This window comes from Rhodovulum euryhalinum (assembly GCF_004342445.1).
GTDB lineage: Bacteria > Pseudomonadota > Alphaproteobacteria > Rhodobacterales > Rhodobacteraceae > Rhodovulum > Rhodovulum euryhalinum.
This window is the reverse complement of record NZ_SLWW01000001.1, coordinates 309,107-330,755: the sequence shown is the minus strand read 5'-3', so window position 1 is coordinate 330,755 and position 21,649 is coordinate 309,107. Positions and strand designations below refer to the sequence as shown.

General features: G+C 66.9%; 19 protein-coding genes. 2 read left to right on the top strand and 17 right to left on the bottom strand.

Features of this window, described 5'->3' with window-relative positions:
- Nucleotides 1–3: 3 nt before the first annotated feature.
- The gene (locus EV655_RS01510; protein WP_165905233.1) at nt 4–759 is read left to right on the top strand and encodes a VPLPA-CTERM sorting domain-containing protein; all 756 of its coding nucleotides are present in this window, start codon (nt 4–6) and stop codon (nt 757–759) included.
- Between the two features lie 30 nt (nt 760–789).
- Here the strand turns inward: EV655_RS01510 and EV655_RS01505 are convergent, their stop codons facing one another.
- The gene (locus EV655_RS01505) at nt 790–2,328 is read right to left on the bottom strand and encodes a bifunctional aminoglycoside phosphotransferase/ATP-binding protein (protein WP_132540712.1); all 1,539 of its coding nucleotides are present in this window, start codon (nt 2,326–2,328) and stop codon (nt 790–792) included.
- 249 nt (nt 2,329–2,577) lie between these two features.
- Between EV655_RS01505 and EV655_RS01500 the strand changes: the two genes are divergently transcribed.
- A complete protein-coding gene (locus tag EV655_RS01500; protein WP_165905232.1) occupies nt 2,578–4,380 on the top strand; it encodes a GGDEF domain-containing protein in 1,803 nt (600 codons plus the stop codon).
- A gap of 139 nt (nt 4,381–4,519) precedes the next feature.
- Here EV655_RS01500 and EV655_RS01495 read toward each other — a convergent pair whose 3' ends face one another.
- The 16 genes from EV655_RS01495 to EV655_RS01420 form a co-directional block, all read right to left on the bottom strand.
- Nucleotides 4,520–4,864 (bottom strand): DUF3325 domain-containing protein, encoded by a 345-nt coding sequence (locus EV655_RS01495; protein WP_132540706.1) that lies wholly within the window; start codon nt 4,862–4,864, stop codon nt 4,520–4,522.
- A 4-nt stretch (nt 4,865–4,868) separates the two neighbouring features.
- Nucleotides 4,869–6,470, bottom strand: a complete 1,602-nt coding sequence (locus tag EV655_RS01490; protein ID WP_207901912.1) for a PepSY-associated TM helix domain-containing protein — start codon at nt 6,468–6,470, stop codon at nt 4,869–4,871.
- Between the two features lie 20 nt (nt 6,471–6,490).
- Nucleotides 6,491–6,787 (bottom strand): iron transporter, encoded by a 297-nt coding sequence (locus EV655_RS01485; protein WP_132540700.1) that lies wholly within the window; start codon nt 6,785–6,787, stop codon nt 6,491–6,493.
- A 19-nt stretch (nt 6,788–6,806) separates the two neighbouring features.
- Nucleotides 6,807–8,807 carry a TonB-dependent receptor domain-containing protein gene (locus EV655_RS01480; protein WP_132540697.1) on the bottom strand — a complete coding sequence of 667 codons (2,001 nt, stop codon included), beginning with the start codon at nt 8,805–8,807 and terminating at the stop codon, nt 6,807–6,809.
- A gap of 360 nt (nt 8,808–9,167) precedes the next feature.
- Nucleotides 9,168–10,001: an energy transducer TonB family protein gene (locus tag EV655_RS01475; RefSeq protein WP_132540694.1), complete on the bottom strand. Its 834-nt coding sequence runs from the start codon at nt 9,999–10,001 to the stop codon at nt 9,168–9,170.
- Nucleotides 9,998–10,381 (bottom strand): ExbD/TolR family protein, encoded by a 384-nt coding sequence (locus EV655_RS01470; protein ID WP_132540691.1) that lies wholly within the window; start codon nt 10,379–10,381, stop codon nt 9,998–10,000. Before EV655_RS01470 ends, EV655_RS01475 begins: the two co-directional genes overlap by 4 nt.
- Nucleotides 10,378–10,764: a biopolymer transporter ExbD gene (locus EV655_RS01465; protein WP_132540688.1), complete on the bottom strand. Its 387-nt coding sequence runs from the start codon at nt 10,762–10,764 to the stop codon at nt 10,378–10,380. Before EV655_RS01465 ends, EV655_RS01470 begins: the two co-directional genes overlap by 4 nt.
- Nucleotides 10,757–11,410, bottom strand: coding sequence for a MotA/TolQ/ExbB proton channel family protein (locus EV655_RS01460; protein WP_132540685.1), 654 nt, complete (start codon nt 11,408–11,410; stop codon nt 10,757–10,759). Before EV655_RS01460 ends, EV655_RS01465 begins: the two co-directional genes overlap by 8 nt.
- The gene (locus tag EV655_RS01455) at nt 11,407–11,838 is read right to left on the bottom strand and encodes a hypothetical protein (protein WP_132540682.1); all 432 of its coding nucleotides are present in this window, start codon (nt 11,836–11,838) and stop codon (nt 11,407–11,409) included. Before EV655_RS01455 ends, EV655_RS01460 begins: the two co-directional genes overlap by 4 nt.
- A gap of 514 nt (nt 11,839–12,352) precedes the next feature.
- The gene (locus EV655_RS01450) at nt 12,353–14,242 is read right to left on the bottom strand and encodes a methyl-accepting chemotaxis protein (RefSeq protein ID WP_132540679.1); all 1,890 of its coding nucleotides are present in this window, start codon (nt 14,240–14,242) and stop codon (nt 12,353–12,355) included.
- A 300-nt stretch (nt 14,243–14,542) separates the two neighbouring features.
- Complete coding sequence (locus EV655_RS01445) at nt 14,543–16,330, bottom strand: thiamine pyrophosphate-binding protein (RefSeq protein ID WP_132540676.1); 1,788 nt, start codon at nt 16,328–16,330, stop codon at nt 14,543–14,545.
- Between the two features lie 188 nt (nt 16,331–16,518).
- Nucleotides 16,519–18,234: an ABC transporter substrate-binding protein gene (locus tag EV655_RS01440; RefSeq protein WP_207901911.1), complete on the bottom strand. Its 1,716-nt coding sequence runs from the start codon at nt 18,232–18,234 to the stop codon at nt 16,519–16,521.
- 119 nt (nt 18,235–18,353) lie between these two features.
- On the bottom strand, nt 18,354–18,755 hold the full coding sequence (locus EV655_RS01435) for a DUF2160 domain-containing protein (protein ID WP_243644948.1): 402 nt from the start codon (nt 18,753–18,755) through the stop codon (nt 18,354–18,356).
- A 61-nt stretch (nt 18,756–18,816) separates the two neighbouring features.
- Entirely contained in the window at nt 18,817–19,629 is an 813-nt protein-coding gene (locus tag EV655_RS01430; RefSeq protein WP_243644961.1) for a carbohydrate ABC transporter permease, read from the bottom strand.
- Nucleotides 19,630–19,685: 56 nt separating this feature from the next.
- Complete coding sequence (locus tag EV655_RS01425; protein ID WP_132540670.1) at nt 19,686–20,561, bottom strand: carbohydrate ABC transporter permease; 876 nt, start codon at nt 20,559–20,561, stop codon at nt 19,686–19,688.
- Complete coding sequence (locus EV655_RS01420; protein ID WP_132540668.1) at nt 20,561–21,649, bottom strand: ABC transporter ATP-binding protein; 1,089 nt, start codon at nt 21,647–21,649, stop codon at nt 20,561–20,563. Before EV655_RS01420 ends, EV655_RS01425 begins: the two co-directional genes overlap by 1 nt.

Here is a 21,649-nt window from a genome sequence, read left to right as displayed (position 1 = left end):
CACGTGAAGAGTTATCTTGGGATCGGGGCGCTCGCCGTCCTGCTGGTGGCGGCGCCCGTGGCGGGTTCGGCTGCCACCTATCTGGCCGAGGGGTTCATCGACGATGAATACGCCGACGCACAGGGGGATGCGTATGCCGATGCACTGGTTGTCACGACGCCGGACAGCGCCGCGCCGGACAGCGGTGATATCGTTGACCTTATCGGAGCGGGCGCGGCAATCGCGGGCAGCATTTCGGCGACCGGGGACAGCGGGTTCCAGGGAACTGCGTTCTCCAGCGGGGCGACGACCAGTGTGCTTTCGGTCGCGAATACCGGCACCACCCAGATCGTCGTCAGCTATGTCTTGGACTGGTTTCTCGATGTTTCTGCCCTTGATGGGGGCGAGGCATGGGCGGGTCTGACGCTGGCCGCCGGCACCGGAGGCGCGTCGCTGTTCAGCTACGATCCGCTTGACAAGTTGTTCGAACGCAATGTCGTGGCTGACCTGAACGATCCCTTTGCAGGCGGTTCGGGATCGTGGAGCTTCGATCTCGCCCTCGCGCCGTCGGAAAGCGTCGCGCTCGGCCTGCTGGTCGATGCCAGCGGTTTCGCCGATGCGGGGTTCGGCCCGCTGGGGGCGTTCCTCGCCTTCGCGGACGCCTCGGTATCGGTCGTGGGTGTCAGGGATTCAGCCCCCGCGCCGGTCCCTCTGCCGGCCGCCTTGCCGATGCTTCTGGCCGGGCTTGGCGGGCTGGCCCTGCTGCGCCGCCGCGCCTGAGCATCGGCCCAGCGGCGCGTGCGGCTCGTTTCAGGACGCCGCGCCGTCCGAGGTGGATTCCGCCGCGGCCAGAACGGCCGCGGCGGTTTCCGTGACGCTGCCCTCGCTGCACACGCGAGGCCAGCGGATAGGGCCGGGATCGGTGCACAACTGTGCCTCCAGCACGTCCAGGGTTGCGTCCGAGGCGCCCCTGGGGCGGGTTCGAACCCGCGCGCGCAGGGTCTCGGGCTCGGCGGACAGCCAGACGCCTGAAAAGGCATGGTCCGCCAGTGCGCGCCCAAGTTCGGCGCGGCGGTCGGGCCGGTCGAACACGGCGGCCACGACCACGCTTGCCCCTGCTGCGGCGATGGTCCGCGCGCGTGTGGCAAGCTGGCTGTAGACCCTGTCGGAAACCTCGGGGCGATAGGCCTCCGGCGGCAGACACGCGTCGCTGGGCACCGCGAAATGCGCCTTTCGCGTCAGGTCGCTTTCCACCAGCCGCGCGCCCGGAGGCGCTCCGACATGCGGCGCAAGGGCTTCGGCGATCGTGGTCTTGCCGCTGCCCGACAGCCCGCCGATCGCAAGGACGCGGGCTGGCCAGTGATCCAGCAGCGCAATGGAAAGGTCGAAATAGTCCCGGGCGATGGCGCGCTGCCGGTCCGCATCCACCCCTGCGCCCATCGCGAAGGTGGCGGTCACATGGGCGCGCACGGCGGCCCTGAGCGCCATGAAGAAGGTCAGCAACTCGAACCCGTCGTCGCTGGCCGATGTGTCGAAATACCGGTTCGCCACGAGATTGGCGAGCCGGTGCAGCCCGCGATGCCACAGATCCATCAACAGGAACGCAAGGTCGTAAAGCACGTCCACCGTGGCGATCTGGTCGTTGAACTCGATACAGTCGAAGAGGGTGGGACGCCCCGCGAACAGGCAGATGTTGCGCAGGTGAAGATCACCGTGGCAGCGCCGCACCTTGCCCGCCGCCTCGCGGCTGTCCAGCGTGGCGCGCAGCTCGTCCAGCCTGCGCCGGAACGCGCCGTCCAGCCGCGCGACCTCGGCCTCGGCGAAGGCGTCGCTTGTGGCAAACCCCGCGCGGTTGATGTCAAGAACGCCCGCGATGTTGGCGCCGCCCGCCCCGGAATGGACCACGGGCGCCTCGGCATGGAACCGCGCGATGATCTCCGCGAGCGCGGCCATCAGGCTCTCGGTCAGCGCGCCCCTTTCGGCCATCCGGTCGAACAGCGCCTCCTGATCGAAGCGCACCATCTCGACCACGGCATCGACGAGGGGCCCGCCGCCGTCGAAGGTCAAGGTGCCGTCCGGGGCCCGGGTGATCCGCCGCACGCCCAGGTAAAGGCCGGGCGCCGTGCGGGCGTTGAGATCGAATTCCTTGCGGCAGGTGGCAAGGCGCAGCTCGGCCGTCGAGCCGTCGGTATAAGGCAGCCGAACTGGGCGCTTGAGCTTGTAGGCACGATCCCCGATCAGGAAGACCCGCGAGATGTGGGTCTCGATCACCTGAACCTGCCCCGGCATGACCCGGCTGGCCAGATCCGAGAAGAAGGCGGTGACCGGATCCCGGGATTCGTCTGTCATCGGGCGGTTCCCCTCCGCGCGCAGGATGCGGCGGTGCCGTCACATCCGTCTGCGTGCCGCTGTCGTCGGACGTGGCCGCCCGACTGGCGCAAAGCGCGGATCGACCGGCGCGGCCAGCCTGTCATCGTCGTGACCTTCCCGGAAAAGCCGATGCGACGACACGATTGTCTCGCACCCCTTGCGTCGTTCATCGCGATTTAAGCCCTGCCGGACTATTCCATGGGGCAAGCATACGCGACGAGAGCCGCCATGGGTATGGAACAACCGGTTTGGCTGAGGAATTTCAAGGCCGAACGCTTTGTCGAGGGTGCCGACCAACTGCTGCGCGTGGCGCTGCAGCCGATCATCGACGCCAATTCCGGAAAGGTGCTCGCGCATGAGGCCTTTGTGCGGGGATTCGACGACCTCGGTTTTCCCCATCCCGCCGCGCTGCTCGATCACGCCGCTTCGATCAGGCGCCTGTTCGAACTCGATTCCTGCCTGATCACCAAGGCGATGACCGCGAAATCCGCCTTGCCGCACAGCGGCAGCCCGCTGCTGTTCATCAATCTCGATGGCCGAAATCTCGAACGCTGGCGGGACCTGCGCGCGTTCCTCGACCTTCGGTGCGACCTGCTGGACATGCGGGCCCGCGACATCTGCATTGAACTGTCCGAGGCGCACCAGCCGCTTGAACCCGATGCCTTCGAGGTGGCGGTCGAAGGTTTGCGCAACGCCGGTTTCCTGATTGCGATCGACGATTTCGGGACCGGCAGTTCCGGGATGCAGATGCTTTATCAAGCGTCCCCGGATTTCATAAAGATCGACAGGTTCTTCATAAAGTCGATGCCAAGCGATGCGAAAAAGCGCTTGCTGGTCAGCTCGATCGTGGATCTCGCGCATACCCTTGGCAGCCGGGTGATCGCCGAAGGTGTCGAAACGATCGAAGAACTGGTCAGTTGCCGCGAGGCGAATTGCGATCTCGTGCAAGGGTATCTGATCGCCCGTCCGTCTGTCGACGTTACCGCATTGGAGCCGGCCTATTCCGAATTGATGGCGAAGGCACCCGGCAGGCGGTCGCAGAACGATGACCTGGCGATCGACACCTTCATGGAAGACGTCGCTGTCCTGACGGAGGATTCGACGCTGCGCGACCTGTTCGACCTGATCGCGATGGAACCCGAACAAAGCGTGTTCCCCACGATCGACGAGGGCGGCCTGCCGCGCGGCGCCGTCCGCGAAAGGGAAGTCAAATCGCTGATCTATTCCCATTTCGGGCTTGACCTTGCAAGGAACAGGTCGATCGGGCTCACGGTCAAGAGCTTTGTCCGGCCCATTGCGACCCTCGAAAGCACCACGCCGCTCGCCCCGCGGCTGGAACTGATCGCGGATCGTGCCGGGGATGGGGTGATCGTCACGAAGTCATTGCAATACCACGGATATCTCTCATCGACGTCGCTGCTCAAGCTTGCCAACGAAATCCGTCTGAGGCAGGCCGCCGCGCAGAATCCGCTCACCCGGCTGCCCGGCAACAATGCGATCCAGGACTTTCTGATCCACTGCGTCGAGCACGCTGATACCTGCCGTCTCGCCTCGTATCTGGACATCGACAATTTCAAGCCGTTCAACGACAAGTACGGGTTCGAGATGGGGGATCGCGCGATCCTGATGATCGCCTCCATCCTGAAATCACTGGAGCGGGACTACGCGGTTTTTGTTGGCCATATCGGTGGCGACGATTTCTTCATCGGCAGCGAGGGGTCTGCCTGCGCCAAGGCAGAGGCGCTGCTGGCCGAGATCGGAGAGCGGTTCCGCCATGTCGCCGAAAGCCTTTACAGCCCAGAGGATCGTGAGGCCGGGTACATCGTCGGGCGGGCGCGAGACGGAACCGTTCGCAGGTTTCCGCTTTTGTCCTGTACGGTTGCCGCAATCCGCATCCCCGCGGATTATCGCCCCCAATCGACCCTTGAGATCACGTCGCGCATGACCGAGCTCAAGGCGCAGGCGCGGTACGAGGGCAAGAATTTCCTGCTGGAGGCCCTTGGGCCGGACGCACGGGCGCCGGCCTTGTGATCCATCTTTGGGCGCATAGGGCCGGATCGGGACTCGAACCGGCGCCGGGCCTCGCGGACGGCGCTGCCACCTGCGTCTGAGGCGGCAATCCTTCCTGTCGGCGGCCTCCTCTTCCCGCGTCGCCTTGCCCTGTCGGCGTTCAGCCGGCAAGGCTTGCCGCGCACGCCGCGGTGATCCCCGCGAGGGCAGGAAGCGCGATGATACCGCGTGGTGCGACGGACTCGACAAGGCTCAGTGCCATGCCCAGGGCGAAGGCCGCCACGGTTGCAAGACCCAGCCACGCGGTCAGGCCGATGGAAACGCCCCAATGCGCGATGGCTGGCCAGAGTGACAGCCCGAGCCCGCCCCAGCCAAGCCCCTGAAACAGGCGTTGCGAAAGGCGGGTGGGCTTGCCCGGGTGACGCTGCGCGCAATGCCGTGGCATCGACAGCGCCAGCGCGGCGAAGCCGGCATAGGCCAAGGTCAGGGACAACCAGGACAGCATCGCCTCATTCTCCGGGCACGTCGTCGGGGCGGGAAGGGGCGCGTGGCGGACGCGCGGTTCTGGCCGTGGCGGGCGTGGCGGTGGCCCGGGCGGCATAGGCGAAGGCCAGGCCGCCCAGCAGTGCCGCCAGATCGACCCCGGCCAGAATCCAGTTGCCCTGCAGGATCGTGTGGACCAGATCGCCGCCGCCGGTCGCCGCATTCAGAAGCGGCATGCCAGCGAACAGGATCGCGGCAAGACCAAGCTGTTCGGGCCAGGCCCGCGCGGGGCCGCGCAGGAAGGCATGCAGGCAGGCCAGCGCCCAGACCCCGAAGAACACGCGGATTTCCTGGTCGGCCCGGTTCGTCAGATCGACCGGCAAGAGACGGTTTGCCCAGAAATAGGCCCCGATCGCCACCGACAGGCCCACCACGCCGCCCACGTTCAGCCGCTCGACCAGCCGGAAGCCAGACGGCGTACGCCCCGCCCTGGCATGTTTTGCCGCGCGTTTCGATACCCACAGGAACAGGCCCGTGCCCACCATTACGGTGCCGCCGATGCCCGACAGGAAGAACAGCCAGCGCAGCCACGTATCTGCAAAGCGGGCGCGGTGCAGGGTGCCGAGCGCGGCATTGACCGCGGCGACGGCCGACAGCTCGCGCGGCGGGGGGGCGCCGATCAGCGCGCCGGTCGTCCCGTCGAAGCGCAGCGCGGTGCCGCCCCCGCCACCCCCGCCGCCCTGCGCGATCAGGCTGTCGGCGCCACGGGCGGACAAAACGATCTCGGGCCGCGGCGATTGCAGCTTTTCGACGGCGATACGGCCGACCGGGCGGCCGAACCGCTCTTCGGCGACGCGCATCAGTGGCCCGATCGCCACCAGGTCGGCGGGCGCCGTGTCCACCTGGCCCATGCGCGGGCCATGCTGGCCGGGGGGCGCCTCCATCTGCTGCGGTTGAACCTGTGCCGCCTGTGGGGGTTGCCCGCGCCGGGGCGCCTCGATCACGAAGGGGTAGAGCGTGTAGAGGAACAGCACCAGCCCCGAAAAGGTGATCATCACGTGGAAGGGCAGGGCCAGAACCGCAGTCATGTTGTGCATGTCCAGCCATGACCGCTGCCCCTTGTGGGGGCGGAAGGTAAAGAAATCCTTGAAGATCTTCTTGTGGGTGATGACCCCGCTCAGGATCGCCAAGAACATCGCCATGGTCGCGATCCCGACGATCCAGCGCGCCAGTTCGCGCGGCAGGCCGTGCAGTTCGAAATGGAAGCGGTAGAGGAAATCACCGCCCGCCGTCTCGCGTGGGTGCAGCACCTCGCCGGTGGTGGCGTCCAGCACCGCCCGTTCGCCGCTGCGCCGCCCGCCCTCTTCCCCGGGCTTGCGCCAGAGCAGGTCGATGGTGGTGCTGCGCGGCGAGGGCAACGCGATGGTCCAGTTGTCAGCATGGGGGGCGATGTCGGCAAGCCGCTGCATCGCCAGCGCCGCGCTGTTCGGGCCGGGCACCGAGCCGTGCAGTTCGGGCTGCATCCAGAGCGTCACCTCTTCGCGGAAATAGGCAATGGTCCCGGTCAGGAAGACCGCGAACAGCAGCCACCCCAGCAGGAGCCCCGTCCAGGTGTGCAGCCACGCCATGGATTGTCTGAAACCGGCCTTCATGCGCCACCTCCGGGCAGGACCAACAGGACAAGGGTCAGCAGCAGCGCGGGCAGGGCGATCCCGGTGACCGCGGCCCAGGTGCTGCGCGCCGAAAAGGCCCAGATCGCCACCACGGCGAACAGGATGAAGCCCAGCATCGCCCCCAGCCGCGAGGCGTCGGTGCCGCTTTCGGGCATCGCGCGCTGGACGACGACCACGACAAGATTCGCCATGAGGTAACCGCCGAGAATTGCGGCTGCCGCCCTGACGGCGATTGCGATCCGGTGGCGGGCCTCGGGGGGCGGATGTGCCATCTCTCCCGTCTCCGCCCGCTCAGAACGTCGCCGTCAGGCCGAGGTAGTACCGCCGCCCGTCCAGCAAGGATCCGTAGGTGTCGTTCGTGATCTTCTTGTCGAAGACGTTGTAGATGCCGAGAAAGCCGTCGACGCGGTCGTTGACCCGATACCGCGCGCCCATGTCGACGATGGTGTAGCCCGGCGTGCGGTCCGCGCTGAGAACCTCGTTCGTCTCGCTCTTGTACTTGGCCTTGGTCCAGAGGTTCAGCCGGTCTGTGGCATCCCAGTCGAAGCCAAGGTTGAACATGTGCCTAGGCAGCGCGTTCAGCGGCTCGCCGAGATTGGCGCCCCGGGTGATCTCGCTGTCGGAGAAGGTGTAGTTGGCGCTGATGTCGACCTGACCCAGGCGATAGTCCAGCGTCGCCTCGATGCCGTTGATCTCGGCCCGGTCGATATTGGTGTACTGGTTGATCCGGTAGCGCAACTCGCCCTCGAAGAGGCAGGCGAAATTGGCCACGTCGTTGCGGTCTGCCGCCAGCGGCGAGTCGCAGATCAGCGTCTTGCCGATGCGGTCCTTGAAGTCGGTGCGATAGGCCGTCAGGCCGATCTGAAGGTCGCTGCGGGGCTGCCAGATCGTGCCGATCTCGTAGTTGACGCTTTCCTCGGGCTTGAGGTCCGAGTTGCCCTGGTCGACCGACAGCCCGTTGCCGCCGGACTGCTCGCCCACATTGCTGTCGGCCTGCTTGAGCGAGGGCACGCGGTAGCCACCGCTTATGCCCCCCTTGAGCGTGAAGGCGTCGTTCAGGTGGTAGACGCCATAGATGCGCGGCGTGACATGCTCGCCGTAATTCTCGTTGTCGTCGAATCGCGCGCCCAGCGTCAGGGTGAAATCCTCGGTCAGCGCGATGTCGTCCTCGCCGAACAGCGACAGGTGCCAGCGTTCCGGGTCGCTGACCCCGGCGGGGAAGCGGTCGGCGTCATGCTCGGTCTGTTCCAGCTTGTATTCCAGACCCGCCGTCGCCGTGTGCCGGCCGAACTGCATCAGCGTGCGGCTGTTCAGCGTCAGCATGCTGTGCGAGGACAGGTTGTTGCCCTCGTCGATATCGACGTTCTCGCGGGCAAGGAACGAGGTCGTCTCGAACCCGTTATCCCAGCGCAGACGGTGGGTCAGCGACAGGTCGTCGCGGGTGGTCCTGACCAGTTTATCGCTGGTCGCGTTGCCCAGGTCGTTGGTCGTGCGCTGCACGGTCCTGCGCAATTCCAGGTCGAGATCCTGCGCCTCGGTCATCACCCAGCTCAGCTTGATCCCGTTCGAGTCGCGCTCGCGCCCGGACCGGCCGCCCTGGAAATCGTCGGGGTCGCGCTTGTTGCGCCCGCCGTAGAAGGTCAGGCCCAGCCGGTCGCGGATCAGCGGCCCGGTCAGGTAATAGTCGATCTGGGCCGAGTTCCCCTCGACAGCGTTCTCGTTCAGGGTGTGGCCATAGGTCAGGCTGCCGCTCCAGACATCTGCCGTCCGCTTGGTGATGATGTTGATCACGCCCCCCAGCGCGCTGGAGCCGTAAAGCGCCGACATCGGGCCGCGTACCACCTCGATGCGCTCGATCGCGCTGGGCGGCGGCAGGGTCTGGATGCGTTGGCCGCCGCCCCAGCCGTTGTAGTAGGCGTCCTGCGACTCGCCCACCGGCTTGCCATCGACAAGGAACAGCACATAGTTTTCGCCCAGGCCGCGCATGTTGATCGAACTGGTGCCGGGCAGCTTGCCCGCGCCGGTGGTCTCGATCGAGATGCCCGGAATGTCGTCCAGAACATCGGTGATGCCGGCATAGGACTTGCCCGCCAGATCGTCCGCCGAGATCACGGTGATTGTCGCGGGCGCGTCTGCGATCTGCTGTTCGAATCCGGTGGCCGAGATGACGATTTCGCCCAGATAGCTGTCCTTGGCTGCCGCCTCCTGCGCCAGTGCCTGGGTCCCGGCCAAAGCGCCAAGCGCGACCCCGGCCAGTGAGCGCAATCCCGTCTTGTTCGGTTGCCCGATCATGTCTGTCCCCCTCGCAACAGGGCGCCAGCCCGGCACGGCCGAAAAGACGGCCGCCGCCCGCGCACTTGCGGTTGTTTCTTCGGTTTTCTGGATGATCTGGCTGGGTCGAAGCCTGGCAATGCCTCGGGCCTGCTTGCGCGGCCCCGGACACTATCCGGATAATTTATCTTACTATAACGGTCAACCATTGATCTGGCGCATCCGCCGGCGCGCAAGGCGGTTCCGGGCGCTGGCCGCGCGGCCCCATGCCGCCGCGATGTCGCGACGCGAAGCTTCAGGTGCCGGTCCCGGCCTCGTTGAGGGCCGGGCCGGCGAACAGGCGGCGGGATGGATTTCGCTTCGCCCCGGTTGGGTTGAGCCCTAACGCCCCTCGATCCGGATCGAAAAGCTGCGCTGGGCGCCGCTCGGCGGGGGCGGGAAGGGGGCGGCGCGCTGTACGAGACGAAGGGCGGCGTGGTCGAGCGCGGCCGCTCCCGAACTCTGGGCGACGGATGCCGTGGCAAGCCTGCCATTGTCGGCGATCCGGAAGGCCACGACCGTCGCACCGCGCGCGGCCAGGCGCGGCCGCGGCACGCGGGCCAGCTTGCGCATCACGAGTCCGGGATAGTTGCTGACTGCCGCGTTGCCGGTTTCGCCCGTGGTGCCGCCCAAGCCGCTGGTCGCGGCCTTCGCCTGCTCGCGGCCGGTTTCCTGCCCCGCGCGGGCGTCGCGATCGGCATTGCCGCGGGGCGTTGCACGGGCCGCCTTGCGGGGTGTCTCCTCAGGGTCCCGCTCCGGTTCCGCCTCTATCCGTGCGGGCTCGGGGCGCGGCTCTGGCCGGGGTGCGGGCCGTTTCGCGGCCTCGGCGGGTGGGCTCTCGACCCGGCCGGGATCAGGTGCCCGGACGGTCATGGCGGGCAGGGGGGCCAGCAGATCGGGGGCGGGTGCAGGCACCATTGCGGCCGGTGGCGCCACCGGCAGTGGCAGCGGCGCGGGCGGTGGTTGTACTGCCGCGACCGTCTTTTCGGTCTGAAGCGCCGTGAGCATCCCTGCCGCCATGTCTGCGAAGCTGGCGCCAAGCCGGGCCTCGACCGAACCGGCGCTCCCTGCGATGTCGATTTTGCCGGGCGGCACCAGCGCCAGCGCCAACGCGCCATGGGCTGCAAGCGCGAGGCCGGCGGCCAGCATCCTGCCCGTTGCCGAGGAGGGGATCATTCGAGCCCCCGTTCGGTCACGATCACCACTCGTCCGGCGCCTGCCGACCGAAGCGTTCGACCCAGCGCCACGAGGTCCGCCGCCGGTGCCTCTCGGTCTGGCACCACCCGCAGCACCGCACGCGCGGTCTCGTCCAGCGCCGCGACATGGGCTGCCGGGTCGATCCCGGCGCCCGCATGGGTCACGCGCCCGTCGGGGTGCAGCACCAGCGCATCCGGCGGCGCCGCACCGTCCAGCCCGGCGGTACGTACCAGCCGCAGGTCGGCATCAAGCGGGCGGGCCAGCGTTCCCGCGACGATGAAGAAGACCAGAAGCAGGAAGACCACGTTGATCAACGCGATTGTCGGCTCCTGCGGGGCCCGTTTTGCGTGCCGTCTCATGGCGCCCCCAACACGGTCACCTCGAGCCCGGTCAACCCGCGCAGCACCACCAGGAGATCGGTCAGGCGTTGCGCGGTCACCCCGCCCTTCAGCGCGACGAGAAGGGGCTGCGGCCCCCCGTCCATCGCGCCATCCTCGGCCAGAGCTGCGGGCAGGTCGTCCAGCGACAACGCGGTGCCGTTCAGCCGTACCGTCTCGGGTTCGAGCTGCAGGAATGTCGGCCGGGCGTCGGGTGCGGCGGGACGGGCTGCGCCCGCGGCGGACAGGTCTACCTCGGCAAATCGGGTGAAGGTCGAGCTGAGCATGAAGAACAGAAGCAGGAGGAAAATCACATCGATCAGCGGCGTCAGCGACAGCCGCCGTCGCCCCGCCGCCCTACGCATGGACCGGGGCGCCCGCCACGCCGTCCGCCGCCGTCCGCCGGCCTGTGGGTGTCAGCACGGTCTGGATCGCCTGACCGGCCAGCACCCGCTCGGCGTCGATCCGGCTTTCGAACCAGCTGAGCACCAGCGCGGTCGGCATCGCCACAGCCAGCCCCACCGCGGTGGTCAGCAACGCCACCCAGATACCGCCCGCTAGGATCGCGGGGTCGACCTGCGCGCCCGCGTCCTGCAACGCCTGGAAGGCCGAGATCATGCCCAGCACCGTGCCGAAAAGACCCAGAAGCGGCGAAACCTGCGCCACCGAGTCAAGCAAACGAAAGCCCCGTTCCAGCCGGGCAAAGCGGGCCTCGGCCTCGGCCTCCAGCCGCTCGGCCCCGGCCCCGCCCGTCATCGCCATTTCCACCACCGGGGCGAGATAGCTGGACGAGGCGTCGAGCGCCAGTCGCGCGCCGACCCGGTCGCCCGCGTCCCAGGCCGCGACCGCATCCATCAGCGCCCGGTGCCGCCCCACCCCCGCCGCGGCAAACTGCCAAAGCTTGTAAAGCATCACCGCCAGCGCCGCGACCGACAGCAGGGCCAGCACCACCACAACCGGCCCGCCCAGATCGGCGCCGCGCCGGATCGTCTCGGTCAGCGCGTCCATCATCCGACCAACTCCACATCCGTCCGTGTCGTGAGGATCAAGCCCTCGGTGCAGGCCGCCTCGCCCAGATCGCCCGCTGCGCAGGCACTTGCCCCGTTGACCAGCACCCGGCCCAGATCGCCGCAGGCAAGGTTTGGCACCACGAACTGCCGGACCCGCGGCCGTCCTGCTGGCAGCGCGCCGAAATCAAGGAGCGTCAGCCGGTCGACCCGGCCCCCACCATCCATCAGCACCGTCTCGAACACCGCCGAGTCGATGTCGGTGCCGTGTCCATTCGTGGCGACGAAGCTGAGCAGGCAGCCGCCCTCGGTCTCGGCAACGGCATTGAGTTCCAGCGACAGCCGCGCCGCCGGCGGATCGTCCGCCATGGCAGGCTGCGCTTGCGCCGCAAGCCCGGCAGCCAACAGCAGGACTCGGGTTTTCAGGATCATGTTCGCACCCCGGGGACTTGACTTGGGTTCGCCTGGCGCGGTGCCGCGGAGGCGCCGTGTGGCTGGATCGAACATTCACAAAGACAGCACATCCGACCCCTATGCGCAATACCTTACTGAAATTGTCGGATGGTGGCCGCAGCCATCGACGCCCGGCACCCGGCCAGAGCAGATGCACACCCCCATGCGGGGATGCGCCGCGCAAGGGCCAGCGGGGCGGTTGTGAAAAACCAGATGGGCGCCCGTTCCGGCATCGTGGCCTGGTGGGGTGACCGGAGTCGGCGGGGTCCGTGGGGCCGCAGTAAAGCGCCCGCGCGGCTGGCGCGAAATATAGGACGCTACCTCGGACAAGGCGTCGTCTGGCACCGCGATGTCCCGGATCGGTCCGGACCCTGACGTGACGTTTGATTCGCCAGCCGTGGCCGAGCGCGGGGGCACGGGCGCTTTCAGGCTGTGTTTTCGCGCGGTTGCCTTTGTCCCGCCCCTGTCTGCGCAGGGGCGGGAGCGGACTTCCTCAGAAGTCCTGCCAGCCCGCGTTTACTGCCTGCTTCGGCGAGAACCCTGCGTTCTTGGTCGCGCGGTCCGGGGTTCCGGACGGCAATGCGACCGGCTCGAACTCGCGTGCGCCAGGGGCCGGAAGGGCGGACGAAGATCTGCCTGTCCCCGGCGACCGCCTGACCCGGAACCGCAAGACCATCCGCTGCAAGGCATCGGCCTCGTCCCGCAACGTGGCGCTTGCGGCGGTCGATTCCTCGACCATGGCGGCGTTCTGCTGGGTCACCTGGTCGAGCTGGGTCACGCCCACGTTGATCTCGCCCAGGCCCACCGACTGTTCCTGCGCGCCGGTGGCGATGTCGGTCACCAGCCGGGCAATGTTGCCCACCCGCTGGACGATTTGACGGAGCGCCTCGCCGGTGAGATTGACCAGCGACACGCCGGAATCCACGTGTTCCGAACTCGCCTCGATCAGCGTCTTGATCTCTCTGGCCGCGTCCGAGGACCGCTGCGCCAGCGCGCGCACCTCGGACGCGACGACGGCAAAGCCGCGCCCCGCCTCGCCGGCCCGCGCTGCCTCGACGCCGGCGTTCAGCGCCAGCAGGTTGGTCTGGAACGCGATGTCGTCGATCACCCCGATGATCTGGGTGATCTCGTCCGACGAGCGTTTGATCGAGGACATTGCGCCGATGGCGTTCTCAACCACCTGGCCGCTGCCCTCGGCATCCTTGCCGGCCTCTTTCACGACCTTTTCGACTTCCGAGGCGCCTTCGGCCGCGGCGCGCACGCTCGTGGTCAGTTCGTCCAGGGCCGCAGCGGTTTCCTCAAGCGTCGCCGCCTGGTTTTCCGTCCGTCGCGAAAGTTCGTCCGAGGCCGACCCGATTTCGTCGGCCCGTGCGTGGATCTCGCGGGCGTTCTCGATCAGGGCGCCGATCAGATCGTTCAACGTGTCCACCGTTGAATTGAAATCCGCGCGCAGTTCCTCGTAGGAGGCGGGGAACGGCTGTTCCAGCGGCGCGGTAAGATCGCCCTCGGCCAGCGTTCGCATTGCCGTTCGCAATTCCCGCACCACCCGCTCCTGGTCGAGCCGGTCGCGTTCCTGCGCGGCGGCCATCTCGTCCGCGCGGGCCAACTGATCGCGAAAGGCCGCAAGATTGCGGCCCAGAACGCCGATCTCGTCGCGCCGGTCTGCGACCTCGATCCGGGTGTCGTAGCGGGCATGGGCCACGTCGTCCATCGAGGCCACGATGGCGGAAAGCGGTCTCGTCACGCTGCGCACCAGCAGGTAGGACGCCCCCGACAGCAGCACCAGACTGATCACCAGCGTCAGGATTGCGGCATTGCGCATGCTGGCCAGATCGGCCCGGATGTCCGCCACATAGGCTCCGCTGCCGATTCGCCAGCCCCAGGGGTCGAACGCCATGACATAGCCCATCTTCATCTCGGGCACGTCGCTGCCGGGCTTGTTGAACCAGTAGTCGACGCGACCCGCCCCCTTGGTCCGCACGACCTGGTTCATTTCCTGGATCAGCTTCAGTCCGTTGATGTCCTCGAAACCGGACTGGTCCGTGCCAACCCATTCAGGTCTGAAGGGATGCGCCCGGAACACCATGGCCTCGTCGAAGGCAAAGAAATATCCGTCATGCCCGAACCGGAAGGTCGACAGCAGGATGCGCCCCTGCTCCCTGGCCTCCTCGGGGTCAAGCGTGCCCGCCTGGACCTTGCCGTCCAGTTCGGCAAGCAGGCTGATCGCGGTCTCGGTCAGCGAATGTAATTCCTTGGCGCGCATGTCATAGGCGTTGTCGACGGCCCGCAGCAGAAGGAACACGGACAGGAAAGCGGTCAGGCCAAGCGCCAGAACGACGATGGCGTAGATCCGAGTGGATATCTTGTAGAGGGCTTCGGGCATGACTCATCCTTTCGCGCAATCAGCCCTTCGAATTCATAGGGACGACTCACTAACAGGGCGTTTCCGCGGCCATGCCACGCCGCCGCCCGTGCCCATGGATCAGGCCAGTCCCGGCATCGGGGCAGCCTTGTGGATCGCACAATTGGCAGAACCGGAGCCAAATTCCGCCCCGGTTTGCATCGGCCCCTGAATGCGCCCCAGCCCCCAGTTCATCGCGCAATCGCCCATCCGGGGACTCGCCTTGCATGCGCTTGCCGCAAGACCGCGCGCCGGAATGGTCACAGCAGGTGTGCTGATCGCCTAGAGGTCCGGCGAGACCTTCCACTCGCGCAGCTTGTAGACGGTGCCGGGGCGTTTGCGTTCCTTGTCCTCGGGCTCTTTCAGGCGGCGCTTGAAGGAGTGGATCGGCGTGGCCATCTCGTCGATACGGACCTCGACGACCGATGGGCCGTCATGGGCAAAGGCGGCGTCCAGCGCGGGGCCGATCTCGTCGGGCTTCTCGACATAGAAGCCCTTGAGGCCCAGCGCAGAGGCCGCCGCCGCATAGCCGGGCACGGTGCTCTGGGTCTCGAGATCGACCGACTGCGTCTTGCCGAAGTAGAACTTCTGCCAGAAGTTGATCCAGCCGAGCTTGCCGTTGTTGATGACCACGTTGACGATGCGCTGGTTGTACTGGGCCTGGGTGGCCAGTTCGCCGATCGTGTAGGAAAATGCGCCATCACCCGCGACGGTGACGATCCGCGCCCCCTTCGGCGCGACCGTTGCCGCGCCGATCGCCCCCGGCACGGAATACCCAAGCCCGCCCTGGCCCCGGGCGAAGATGAACTTGCGCCCGGGTTCCTTCGCCAGCAGATAGCCCGAGATCCAGCCCGCCGCGAACGAAGCGTCGGACACGACGATGTCCTTCTCGCCCAGACGTGCGGCGATCTCGGCCATGATGCGCGGCGGCTGGACGGGGATCCGGTTCGAGGCCATCTCGTCCTGCCTTGTGGCGTCGCACGTGGCCTTGACCTCGGCGATCCGCTTTTGCCATTTGCGGTGCTTTCCGGCGCGGCTGTCGCCCATCGCGGCATCGAGCGCGCGGATCGTCTCGCGCACGTCGCCCAGAAGCGGCACGGTCGGCCGGAAGGTCCGGCCATGTTCCAGGGGATCGCAGTCGATGGTGATGGTCGCCTGCTCGGGTGTCGGCAGGGTCCAGTTCATGCCCGTGTTCTGGCTGACCTTGGAGCCGCACCAGATCACCAGGTCGGCCTCGATGATCAGCTCGATGGCGGCCTCGGCCCCCAGCGGGTTCAGCACGCCCGCGCAATACTCGCGCGTCTCGGGCACCGAGCCCTTGCCGGAAAGCGATGTCACCACGAGCCCGCCGAGCCGGTCGGCAAAGGCGGTCACATCCGCCGCCGCGTCCGAACCGTGCACCCCGCCGCCGCAGACCAGCGCCGGCCGCTTGGACTTGCGGATCAGCCTGGCGGCCCGGTCGATCTCGGATTGCGGCGCAACCGAGCGCAGGTAGGGGCTGCGCACGGTGCGATCATCGGTCGTGGCCCGCAGGGTCTTTGGATCCCAGTCGGCATCGAAAATGTCGTGCGGGATGACCAGCGCCACGGGGCCGGGCCTTGGCGCGGTGGCGATGCGGAACGCGGTGCGCACCATCTCGGGCAGCGCGGCCAGTGTCGGCACCTGCAAGGCGTCCTTGCAGCATGTCTTGAAGAACGCGACCTGGTCGAAGCCCTGGCTGGCGATGCCCTTCTGCTTGAGCGACAGCCAGTCAAGCGGCACGTCGCCCAGGATTCCGACCATCGGGATCGAGGCGTTCAACGCCTCCAGAAAGCCCGCGGGCAAGAGGTTCGCGCCGGGGCCCACGGTCGCGTCGCACACGCCGACCTTGCCGGTCACGCGGGCGTATCCATCGGCGGCATAGGCCGCGTTGCGCTCGTCGCGCATCAGGATGTGGCGGATCCGGTCCTGGCGGCGCGAGATCGCGTCATGCAGCGCGGTGGTCTGGCCCCCGGGCATCCCGAAGACGTATTCCACTCCGAACTCCATCAGCATCTCGACCACGAGATCCCCCGCATGAAGCCTGGCCATTCCCCTGTCCTCCTGATCCTGCATCGCCCGCCCCGGGGCATTTGTTGTGCCTGGCCCGGCATCGGGCGCGGCCGGTGGTTGCGCGGCCCGGCGGCATGGCAGGCCGCCCCTTGTCGGGGCGGCGGATCGCTCCGCCGCTCCGGGATCGTTTCGCGTGGGAGGGCAGGCGTGCTCCTCCGCCGGTCCGGTCACTGGTTCCAGGACTTGATCAACTCGTCGTAGGACACGGTGATCGGTTCTTCCTCCTCGTTCTCAAGCATGGCCTTGGGCGCGCCCGGCTGGCCCAGCCAGTATTCCGGGTCCTGCTCCTCGTTCAGCTTCGGTCCGAGATCACCCATCACTCCGGCCCGCTCGAGCCGTTCCAGCACGCGCTCCTGCTCGGCGCAGAGTGCGTCCAGCGCCTCTTGCGGGGACTTGTCGCCCGAAAGCGCGTCGCCGATGTTCTGCCACCAAAGCTGCGCGAGCTTGGGGTAGTCGGGCACGTTGGTACCGGTGGGCGACCAGCGCAGACGGGCGGGCGAGCGGTAGAACTCGATCAGCCCGCCAAGCTTGGCCGCGCGCTCGGTGAAATGATCCGAGTTGATCGTCGATTCACGGATGAAGGTCAGGCCCACATCCGACTTCTTGAGGTCCACGGTCTTCGAGGTCACGAACTGGGCATAGAGCCAGGCGGCCTTGGCGCGGTCGGTGGGGGTCGAGTTCATCAGCGTCCACGACCCGGCATCCTGGTAACCGACCTTCATGCCCTCCTGCCAGTAGACGCCGTGCGGGCTGGGGGCCATTCGCCATTTCGGCGTGCCGTCCTCGTTCATGACCGGCAGTTCCGGCGCCACCATCGAGGCGGTGAAGGCGGTGTACCAGAACATCTGCTGGGCGACCTGACCCTGGGCGGGCACCGCGCCAGCCTCGGCAAAGTTCATGCCGGCGGCGGCGGGTGGGGCGTATTTCTCCAGCCATTCCGCCGCCTTGCGGATCGCGTAGACGGCGGCGGGCGAATTCGTCGCGCCGCCCCGGGCGACACAAGAGCCCACCGGCTGACTGTTCTCGTTCACCCTTATGCCCCATTCGTCGACCGGCAGGCCGTTCGGCTCGCCGACATCGCCCATGCCCGCCATCGACATCCACGCGTCGGTATAGCGCCAGCCGAGGCTGGGATCCTTCTTGCCATAATCCATGTTGCCATAGACCGAGTCCGGCCCGCCGATATAGGACATGTCGCGGCCGGTGAAGAATTCGGCGATGTCCTCGTAGGCCGACCAGTTGACCGGCACGCCGAGGTCGTAGCCATGGGCGGCCTTGAAATCCTCCATCGTCTTGGGATCGGTGAACCAGTCATAGCGGAACCAGTAGAGGTTCGCGAACTGCTGGTCCGGCAGTTGATAGAGCTTGCCGTCGGGCCCGGTGGTGAACTGGGTGCCGATGAAGTCGTCGAGGTCGAGACCGGGGTTGGTCACGTCCGCCCCTTCGCCCGCCATCCAGTCGGTCAGGTTGCGGACCTGCTGATAGCGCCAGTGGGTGCCGATCAGGTCGCTGTCGTTGATGTAGGCGTCGTAGATGTTCTCGCCCGACTGCATCTGGGTCTGCAGGCGTTCCACAACGTCTCCCTCGCCGATCAGGTCGTGGGTGACCTTGATGCCGGTGATCGCGCTGAAGGCGGGCGCCAGGACCTGGGCCTCGTATTCATGGGTGGTGATGGTTTCGGAGACGACCCTGATCTCCATGCCCTCGAACGGCGCCGCGGCGTCGACGAACCACTGCATCTCTGCTTCCTGGTCCTCCCGCGACAGGACAGAGAGCCCCCCGATCTCGGAGTCGAGAAACTCCATCGCCTCTTCCATGCCGGCAAAGGCCGGCATGCCGAGCGTCAGCGAAACCGCCGCCGTCGTCATCATCAGTCGTTTCATCCTGGTCCTCCCTTGACCTTGACTTCGGTTTTGCAGCCGTCCGCGGCGCGCCGTTCCCGGGGGCGGCGGACGTGTGCCTCGCGTGGTGGCTGACGGCGGCCGGGGGCGGGGCGCATGCGTCAGACCTTCCAGAAGACGAGCGCCGCGTAGAGGGCGCAGGCGGCGAACGCCCATGGCTGCGGGCCGATGTCGAGGCCCAGCCAGGCGATGTTGATGAACGCGGATCCCAGAAGCGTGATGAACAGCCGGTCGCCGCGCGTCGTCTCGATGCCCAGCACGCCGACCCGGGGTGTTTCCGGAAACCGGATCGCCAGCAACGTGAAGACCACGAGGATCGTGCCGATGACCCAGAAGAACAGCGCGACCGGGAAAGACCAGGCCATCCAGCCGCCCTTGGTCATCTGGTCGGTCCAGAGCCACTCGCCGCCCTCCCGGGGCACGGCCGCAAGCAGCAGGCCGAGGATCGCCAGAAGCACAAGGGCCGTTGCGGCCGAGACGAGGGTCCAGCGGTTGCGCGTCATGGCGTCATCCCTCCGGCTGCGGGGCGGGGCGCGTGTCGCGTCATGCGGCGGCGCGGCGCCATCACACCCGCCCCAGGGCAAAGCCCTTGGCGATGTAGTTGCGCACGAACCAGATCACGAGCGCCCCGGGAACGATGGTCAGCACCCCCGCAGCCGCCAGCGTGCCATAGTCGAGCCCGGTCGCAGACGAGGTGCGCGTCATCGCCACGCCGATCGTCTTGACCTCGACCGAGGTCAGCGTGCGCGACAGCAGCAGGTCCACCCAGGAGAACATGAAGCAGAAGAATGCCGCCACCCCGATCCCGGACGAGATCAGCGGCATGAAGATCCGCACGAAGAAGCGGCCCCAGGAATAGCCGTCGATATAGGCGGTCTCGTCGATCTCTTTCGGTACCCCGCGCATGAAGCCTTCGAGGATCCAGACCGCCAGCGGAACGTTGAACAGGCAATGCGCCAGCGCCACCGCGATATGGGTGTCGAACAGACCGATCGAGGAATAAAGCTGGAAGAACGGCAGCGCGAAGACCGCGGGCGGCGCCATCCGGTTGGTCAGCAGCCAGAAGAACAGGTGCTTGTCGCCGATGAAGCTGTAGCGCGAAAAGGCATAGGCCGCGGGCAGGGCCACGGTGACACTGATCACCGTGTTCATCACCACGTAGATCAGCGAGTTGACATAGCCCATGTACCATGTCGGATCGCCAAGGATCCTGGCATAGTTGGCCAGCGTCGGATCCGCCGGCAGCAGCGTCATGGTGTTCAGGATCTCGAGGTTGCCCTTGAAGCTCATGTTCACCAGCCAGTAGATCGGCACGAGCAGGAACAGCAGATAGCCGATCAGCACCGCGTAGGAGACCAGCCGGCGCAATCCGGCCATGTCGGTGCCCCCGGCGCGCGATGCCCGGCCCGCGGCGGCGGTTGCGGGGATGTCGGTCATTCGGTCCGCTCCTCGCGGTCAAGGTTCACCATGATCGTGTAGAAGGCCCAGCTGACCAGCAGGATCACGAGGAAATACATGATCGAGAAGGCGGCGGCGGGGCCGAGGTCGAATTGCCCAAGGGCCATCTTGACAAGGTCGATCGACAGGAAGGTGGTGGCCGAGCCCGGGCCGCCGCCTGTCACGACGAAGGGTTCGGTGTAGATCATGAAGCTGTCCATGAACCGCAGCAGGACGGCGATCAGCAGCACGCCCTTCAGCTTGGGCAGTTCGACATGGCGAAACACCGCCCACCGGCTGGCCTGGTCGATGCGGGCGGCCTGGTAATAGGCTTCGGGGATCGACTGGAGCCCGGCATAGGCCAGCAGAACGACCAGCGAGGTCCAGTGCCAGACATCCATGAGAATGACGGTGGCCCAGGCGGCGCCGGCATTCTGGCCGAGGTTGAAGTCGATCCCGAACTCGGCCAGCGTGTTGCCCAGAAGACCGATATCGACCCGCGCGAAGACCTGCCAGATCGTGCCGACCACGTTCCAGGGGATCAGCAGCGGCAGGGCCAGCAGAACCAGGCAGATCGAGGCCCAAAGCCCCTTTTTCGGCATCGACAGCGCCACGGCGATGCCCAGCGGCACCTCGATGGCGAGGATCGCCGCAGAAAAGATCAACTGGCGCATCAGCGCCTCCCACATCCGGTCCGAGCCCAGCATCTCTTCGAACCATTCAAGCCCGACCCAGAAGAAGACGTTGTTGCCGAATGTGTCGTTGAACGCGTAGTTCACCACCGTCATCAGGGGGATGATCGCGGAAAAGGCGACCAGTACCAGGACCGGCAGGACCATGAACCAGGCGCGGTTGTTCTGGGTCTTCTCCATCAGGCTGCCCCTGTGCTTGCGGGTTCCACGCGCCAGTCGTCGACAAAGACGCCGATCTGTTCGGGGGCGAACACCACGCGGTCGGCATCCGCCGGCAACGGCATCCGTTCCGGCAGGACGGCGTTGACCGCAAAGCCCCGAAGATCGGCGCGCACGATGCGGTGGCGGCCCACATCCTCGATGCGCTGCACGGTGACGGGCAGGCCGTCGTCCTCGTCGGTGAAGCTGACGAATTCCGGTCGGATGCCGATCTGCGTCCGCCCGGCCCGGGTCGCGTAGCGGTCGCCCAGCGGCACGGCATGGCCCGCGACGATCGCGGTGTCGCCCGTGATCTCGGCATCCAGCAGGTTCATCCCCGGCGATCCGATGAAATAACCCACGAAGGTGTGGCCCGGACGCTCGAACAACTCGTCGGGCGTGCCAAGCTGCACGACGCGGCCGTCATGCATCACCACCACCTTGTCGGCGAAGGTCAGCGCCTCGGTCTGGTCGTGGGTGACGTAGATCATCGTGTGTCCGAACTCGCGGTGAAGCTGCTTCAACTGGGTGCGCAGCTCCCATTTCATGTGCGGGTCGATCACCGTCAGCGGCTCGTCGAAGAGGATGGCGTTCACCTCCTTGCGCACCATGCCGCGGCCCAGCGATATTTTCTGCTTCTCGTCGGCGGTCAGCCCCCGCGCCTTGCGGCCAAGCTGGTTCTCCATCCCGATCATCCTGGCGATGGTCTGAACGCGCTGGGCGATGTAGGCCGGATCGCGCCCGCGGTTCTTCAGCGGGAAGGCCAGGTTCTCGCGCACCGTCATCGTGTCGTAGACCACCGGGAACTGGAACACCTGCGCAATGTTGCGCTCGGTGGTGGGGGCGGAGGTCACGTCACGCCCGTCGAATAGGATGCGTCCGCGGGTCGGGTGCACCAGCCCCGAGATGATGTTCAGAAGCGTGGACTTGCCGCAGCCCGACGCGCCGAGCAGGGCATAGGCGCCGCCGTCCTCCCATGCCAGGTCGATGGTCTTGAGCGCATAGTCCGCCTCGCCTCCGGGCCGGGGCAGGTAGCTGTGGGCGAGATCGGAAAGCTCGATACGGGCCAT

Coding starts and splice junctions, on each gene's coding strand:
- EV655_RS01505 (WP_132540712.1), bottom strand. CDS start 2,328: ATGACAGACGAATCCCGGGATCCGGTCACCGCCTTCTTCTCGGATCTG.
- EV655_RS01500 (WP_165905232.1), top strand. CDS start 2,578: ATGGGTATGGAACAACCGGTTTGGCTGAGGAATTTCAAGGCCGAACGC.
- EV655_RS01495 (WP_132540706.1), bottom strand. CDS start 4,864: ATGCTGTCCTGGTTGTCCCTGACCTTGGCCTATGCCGGCTTCGCCGCG.
- EV655_RS01490 (WP_207901912.1), bottom strand. CDS start 6,470: ATGGCGTGGCTGCACACCTGGACGGGGCTCCTGCTGGGGTGGCTGCTG.
- EV655_RS01485 (WP_132540700.1), bottom strand. CDS start 6,787: ATGGCACATCCGCCCCCCGAGGCCCGCCACCGGATCGCAATCGCCGTC.
- EV655_RS01480 (WP_132540697.1), bottom strand. CDS start 8,807: ATGATCGGGCAACCGAACAAGACGGGATTGCGCTCACTGGCCGGGGTC.
- EV655_RS01475 (WP_132540694.1), bottom strand. CDS start 10,001: ATGATCCCCTCCTCGGCAACGGGCAGGATGCTGGCCGCCGGCCTCGCG.
- EV655_RS01470 (WP_132540691.1), bottom strand. CDS start 10,381: ATGAGACGGCACGCAAAACGGGCCCCGCAGGAGCCGACAATCGCGTTG.
- EV655_RS01465 (WP_132540688.1), bottom strand. CDS start 10,764: ATGCGTAGGGCGGCGGGGCGACGGCGGCTGTCGCTGACGCCGCTGATC.
- EV655_RS01460 (WP_132540685.1), bottom strand. CDS start 11,410: ATGATGGACGCGCTGACCGAGACGATCCGGCGCGGCGCCGATCTGGGC.
- EV655_RS01455 (WP_132540682.1), bottom strand. CDS start 11,838: ATGATCCTGAAAACCCGAGTCCTGCTGTTGGCTGCCGGGCTTGCGGCG.
- EV655_RS01450 (WP_132540679.1), bottom strand. CDS start 14,242: ATGCCCGAAGCCCTCTACAAGATATCCACTCGGATCTACGCCATCGTC.
- EV655_RS01445 (WP_132540676.1), bottom strand. CDS start 16,330: ATGGCCAGGCTTCATGCGGGGGATCTCGTGGTCGAGATGCTGATGGAG.
- EV655_RS01440 (WP_207901911.1), bottom strand. CDS start 18,234: ATGAAACGACTGATGATGACGACGGCGGCGGTTTCGCTGACGCTCGGC.
- EV655_RS01435 (WP_243644948.1), bottom strand. CDS start 18,755: ATGACGCGCAACCGCTGGACCCTCGTCTCGGCCGCAACGGCCCTTGTG.
- EV655_RS01430 (WP_243644961.1), bottom strand. CDS start 19,629: ATGGCCGGATTGCGCCGGCTGGTCTCCTACGCGGTGCTGATCGGCTAT.
- EV655_RS01425 (WP_132540670.1), bottom strand. CDS start 20,561: ATGGAGAAGACCCAGAACAACCGCGCCTGGTTCATGGTCCTGCCGGTC.
- EV655_RS01420 (WP_132540668.1), bottom strand. CDS start 21,649: ATGGCCCGTATCGAGCTTTCCGATCTCGCCCACAGCTACCTGCCCCGG.